This window comes from Streptomyces sp. NPDC059828 (genome assembly GCF_042731955.1).
Taxonomy (GTDB): Bacteria; Actinomycetota; Actinomycetes; order Streptomycetales; family Streptomycetaceae; genus Streptomyces.
Map to the genome: position 1 here is coordinate 1 of NZ_JBHWIW010000096.1, position 5,154 is coordinate 5,154.

Sequence of the window (5,154 nt, forward strand, 5' to 3'; positions counted from 1 at the left end):
GGCGTTCTTTTTTTTTAAAAACACCCACCAAGTTTTACTACCGAAAGGGCCTCCCCTCCCCCGACGGAACGTTCCGTCGGCGGGCGGCTTCCGTTCACAGATACCCTTGACAGGTGACCGACGCCCAAGAGACCGCAGCAGCGCCAGACCTGCGCACCCCCGGGGGCGGCCCCCCGGATGACGGCTTCGCGGTCGACGGGGCGCCGATCCCCCTGTTGGAGCCGCGCGAGGGTGTTCCCCCGGTGGTCGCGGCACCCGGGGACCTCGCGTCCGTGATCGCCTTGTTCGCCGCCGGGAGCGGACCCGTGGCCGTGGACGCCGAGCGCGCCTCGGGCTACCGGTACGGCCAGCGGGCGTACCTCGTCCAGCTGCGCAGGGAAGGCGCGGGCACGGCACTGATCGACCCGGTCGGCTGCGGCGATCTCTCCGGACTCGGCGAGGCACTGGCCGGTACCGAGTGGATCCTGCACGCCGCCACACAGGACCTGCCCTGTCTGCGCGAAATAGGCATGGTGCCGACCCGGCTCTTCGACACCGAGCTGGCCGGGCGACTCGCGGGCTTCCCGCGCGTGGGTCTCGGCGCCATGGTCGAGTCTGTGCTCGGCTACGCGCTGGAGAAGGGCCACTCGGCCGTGGACTGGTCGATCCGGCCCCTGCCGGATCCATGGCTGCGGTACGCGGCCCTGGACGTGGAGCTGCTGGTCGACCTGCGGGACTCGCTGGAGAAGGAGCTCGACCGCCAGGGGAAGCTGGAGTGGGCCCAGCAGGAGTTCGAGGCGATCGCCTCCGCCCCGCCCGCCCCTCCGCGCAAGGACCCCTGGCGCCGCACCTCGGGAATGCACAAGGTGAGGCGGCGCCGGCAGATGGCGGTCGTACGGGAGTTGTGGACGGCGCGCGACAAGGTTGCGCAGCGGCGGGACGTCTCACCGGGCAAGGTGCTGAGCGACTCGGCGATCATCGAGGCGGCCCTCGCCGTGCCGGTGGACGTGCAGGCGCTGACCGCGTTGCCCGGGTTCGGGCACCGGATGGGGCGCCGTGCGCTGGAGCAGTGGCAGGCGGCGGTGGACCGCGCCCGGGACCTGCCGGACGCGGATCTGCCGCAGCCGGGGCAGCCGGTGGCGGGTCCGCCGCCCCCGCGCTCCTGGGCGGACAAGGACCCTGCCGCGGCAGCTCGCCTGTCGGCGGCCCGTACTGCGGTCTCGGCCCTCGCGGAGCGGCTGAACCTGCCCCAGGAGAACCTGATCACCCCTGACACGGTGCGCCGGGTCTGCTGGGAGCCTCCGGTCGCGGCTCCCGAAGAGGTGTCTTCGGCCCTGCGCGCGTTCGGCGCGCGTGAGTGGCAGATCGAGCAGGTGACCCCGCTGCTGACGCGCGCGCTCTCGGCAGCGCCCTGAGACGGGTCGGGACGTCCCCCGGACGAGGTCCGGGGGGAGTTCGAGGACGGGCACCACGGCCGCCCACACGGGGGACGGCACACCGCGAGACCCGCCCACCCCGTGGCTCCGCGGCTCCACAGGACGCCGCCCCCCGGTGTGACCTTCGCCGCTCCCCGCTCCAGGTGTGGGCAACCCAGTTACCCACAAGTAGCATGAGGGCAAGCGCGCGCTTAGCCGCGCACGCAGCAGTGCCACCCCGCACCCTGGAGGAGAGCCATCGTGCCTCGTACCGTCAGGGACGTCGTCTTCGTCGACGGCGTCCGCACCCCGTTCGGCAAGGCGGGCCCGAAGGGCATCTACCACGAGACCCGCGCCGACGATCTCGTCGTGAAGGCCATCCGGGAGCTGCTGCGCCGCAACCCGGACCTCGACCCCAAGAAGATCGACGAGGTCGCCATCGCCGCGACCACGCAGATCGGTGACCAGGGCCTGACCATCGGCCGCACCGCCGGCATCCTCGCGGGGCTGCCGCAGTCCGTGCCCGGCTACTCCATCGACCGCATGTGCGCGGGCGCGCTGACCGCCGTCACCGCGGTCGCGGGCAGCGTGGCCTTCGGTGCGTACGACATCGCCATCGCCGGCGGTGTCGAGCACATGGGCCGCCACCCGATGGGCGAGGGCGTCGACCCGAACCCGCGCTTCGTGTCGGAGAAGCTCGTCGACCAGTCGGCCCTGTTCATGGGCATGACGGCGGAGAACCTGCACGACCGCTACCCCTCCATCACCAAGCAGCGCGCCGACGAGTACGCCGTGCGCTCGCAGGAGAAGGCCGCCAAGGCCTACGCCAACGGCAAGATCCAGCAGGACCTGGTGCCGGTCTCCGTGCGCCGCACCAACCCGGACGCCGGCGAGACCGGCTGGGGCCTGGTCACCGCCGACGAGCCGATGCGCCCGGGCACCACGCTGGAGAACCTGACCGGCCTGAAGACCCCGTTCCGCGTCCACGGCCGCGTCACCGCCGGTAACGCCGCGGGCCTGAACGACGGCGCCACCGCCTCGCTCATCGCCTCCGAGGACTTCGCCCGCGAGAACAACCTCCCGGTCAAGATGCGCCTCGTCTCGTACTCCTTCGCGGGTGTCGAGCCCGAGGTCATGGGCTACGGCCCGATCCCGGCCACGGAGAAGGCCCTCGCGCAGGCCGGCCTGTCCATCGAGGACATCGGCCTGTTCGAGATCAACGAGGCCTTCGCCGTCCAGGTCCTGGCCTTCCTCGAGCACTACGGCATCGCCGACGACGACGCGCGCGTCAACCAGTACGGCGGCGCCATCGCCTTCGGTCACCCCCTCGCCTCCTCCGGCGTCCGTCTGATGACGCAGCTGGCCCGCCAGTTCGAGGAGCAGCCGGAGGTCCGCTACGGCCTCACCACGATGTGCGTCGGCTTCGGCATGGGCGCCACCGTGATCTGGGAGAACCCGCACCACAAGGACGCCGGAGGCAACAAGTGAGCACCACCGCTGAGCTCCTGAAGGGCGCGGCCGAGCTGTTCCCGGACGAGGTCGTCACCCAGGCGCACGTACGCCACCTCGACCTCCCCGGCGGCGCGGGCAAGTTCGCCCTCATCACGCTGGACAACGGCTTCGACCACACCAAGCCGACCACCTTCGGGCCGCAGTCGCTCGCGAACCTGAACCTCGCGATCGACCAGGTCGAGAAGGAGGCGTCCGAGGGCGCCGTCGTCGGCGTCGGCATCACGGGCAAGCCCTTCATCTTCGCCGTCGGCGCCGACCTCAAGGGCGTCGAACTGCTGAAGCAGCACGCGGACGCGCTGGCCATCGGCAAGGGCGGCCACGACGTCTTCAAGCGGCTGTCCGCGCTCGCCGTCCCGACCTTCGCGTACTACAACGGCGCGGCCATGGGCGGCGGTGTCGAGGTCGGTCTGCACTGCTCGTACCGCACGGTCTCGCAGGCCCTGCCGGCCTTCTCGCTGCCCGAGGTCTTCCTGGGCCTGGTCCCGGGCTGGGGCGGCTGCACCATCCTGCCGAACCTGATCGGTGCGGACCGTGCCGTCTCGGTGATCATCGAGAACTCGCTCAACCAGAACAAGCAGCTCAAGGGCAAGCAGGTCTTCGAGCTCGGCATCGCCGACGCGATCTTCGAGGGCGCCGACTTCCTGGAGCAGTCGCTGATCTGGACCGCGTCCGTCCTCAAGGGCGAGATCGCGGTGGAGCGCGCCGAGATCGACCGTGGTGAGGGCTGGGACCAGGCCGTCGCCCGCGGCCGGTTCATCGCCGACTCCAAGGTGCACGGTGCGGCCCCGGCCGCGTACCGCGCCCTCGACATCATCGAGGCGTCCAAGGACGGCGACCTCCAAAAGGGCTTCGACGCCGAGGACACCGCCCTCGCCGACCTGATCATGGGTGGCGAACTGCGCTCCGGCATCTACGCCTTCAACCTGGTGCAGAAGCGCGGCAAGCGCCCCGCAGGCGCCCCGGACAAGAGCCTGGCCCGCCCGGTCACCAAGGTCGGTGTCGTCGGCGCCGGTCTGATGGCCTCCCAGCTCGCGCTGCTCTTCCTGCGCCGCCTCGAGGTGCCGGTGGTGCTCACCGACATCGACCAGGAGCGCGTCGACAAGGGTGTGGGCTACGTCCACGCCGAGATCGAGAAGCTGCTGGGCAAGGGCAGGATCAACCAGGACAAGGCCAACCGCCTCAAGGCGCTGGTGAGCGGTGTCCTGGACAAGGCCGAGGGCTTCGCGGACGCGGACTTCATCATCGAGGCCGTGTTCGAGGAGATGAGCGTCAAGCAGAAGGTGTTCGCGGAGGTCGAGGCCGTCGCTCCGGCGCACGCGATCCTCGCCACCAACACCTCCTCGCTGTCGGTCTCGGAGATGGCCTCCAAGCTCCAGCACCCGGAGCGTGTGGTCGGCTTCCACTTCTTCAACCCCGTCGCGATCCTGCCGCTCCTGGAGATCGTCCGCGGTGAGAAGACGGACGACGCCTCCCTCGCCACCGCCTTCGGTGTCGCGAAGAAGCTGAAGAAGACCGCGGTCCTCACCAAGGACGCCCCCGCGTTCGTCGTGAACCGCATCCTGACCCGCTTCATGGGCGAGATCCAGAACGTCATCGACGAGGGCACCCCGGTGGCCACCGCCGAGAAGGCCATCGAGCCGCTCGGACTGCCGATGTCGCCGCTGGTCCTGCTCGAGCTGGTCGGCCCGGCCATCGGCCTGCATGTCTCCGAGACCCTCAACCGCGCCTTCCCGGAGCGCTTCACGGTCTCCAAGAACCTGGCCGCGGTCGTCAAGGCCGGCAAGCGCGGCTTCTACGTCTACGACTCGGGCAAGCCGGAGCTGGACCCGGAGGTCGCCGCCCTCCTCGAGCAGGGCGACAACGTCCTGACGGAGGAGCAGGTCCGCGACCGCGTCCTGGACGCGGTGGCGCAGGAGATCGGGCTGATGCTGGAGGAGGGTGTCGTCGCCGAGGCGCAGGACATCGACCTCTGCCTGATCACGGGCGCCGGCTGGCCCTTCCACCTGGGCGGCATCACGCCGTACCTGGACCGCGAAGGTGTCTCGCAGCGAGTGAACGGCAAGCCGTTCCTGGCGCAGGGCGTCGCGAGCGTCCCCGCGTAGGGCGCACCACGCAACGGCGAACGGGCCGTACGGGATTCCGATCCCGTACGGCCCGTTCGTGTTTGTCGCGTTCGTGTGGTCCGGTGCGTGCTGTCCCGTGCGTGCGGGAGACGGGAACGGCGGCCGTACCCGGGCTTCCCGGGTAC

Annotated in this window: 3 protein-coding genes; all 3 read left to right on the forward strand. The window is 70.5% G+C overall.

Features of this window, described 5'->3' with window-relative positions:
- Positions 1-113 precede the first annotated feature (113 nt).
- The 3 genes from ACFV6V_RS30925 to ACFV6V_RS30935 all read left to right on the forward strand — a co-directional run bounded on the left by ACFV6V_RS30925 (position 114) and on the right by ACFV6V_RS30935 (position 5,008).
- The gene (locus tag ACFV6V_RS30925) at positions 114-1,394 is read left to right on the forward strand and encodes an HRDC domain-containing protein (protein WP_385571156.1); all 1,281 of its coding nucleotides are present in this window, start codon (positions 114-116) and stop codon (positions 1,392-1,394) included.
- A gap of 261 nt (positions 1,395-1,655) precedes the next feature.
- A complete protein-coding gene (locus tag ACFV6V_RS30930; protein ID WP_385571157.1) occupies positions 1,656-2,882 on the forward strand; it encodes a thiolase family protein in 1,227 nt (408 codons plus the stop codon).
- Positions 2,879-5,008, forward strand: a complete 2,130-nt coding sequence (locus tag ACFV6V_RS30935; RefSeq protein ID WP_385571158.1) for a 3-hydroxyacyl-CoA dehydrogenase NAD-binding domain-containing protein — start codon at positions 2,879-2,881, stop codon at positions 5,006-5,008. Before ACFV6V_RS30930 ends, ACFV6V_RS30935 begins: the two co-directional genes overlap by 4 nt.
- Positions 5,009-5,154 lie beyond the last annotated feature (146 nt).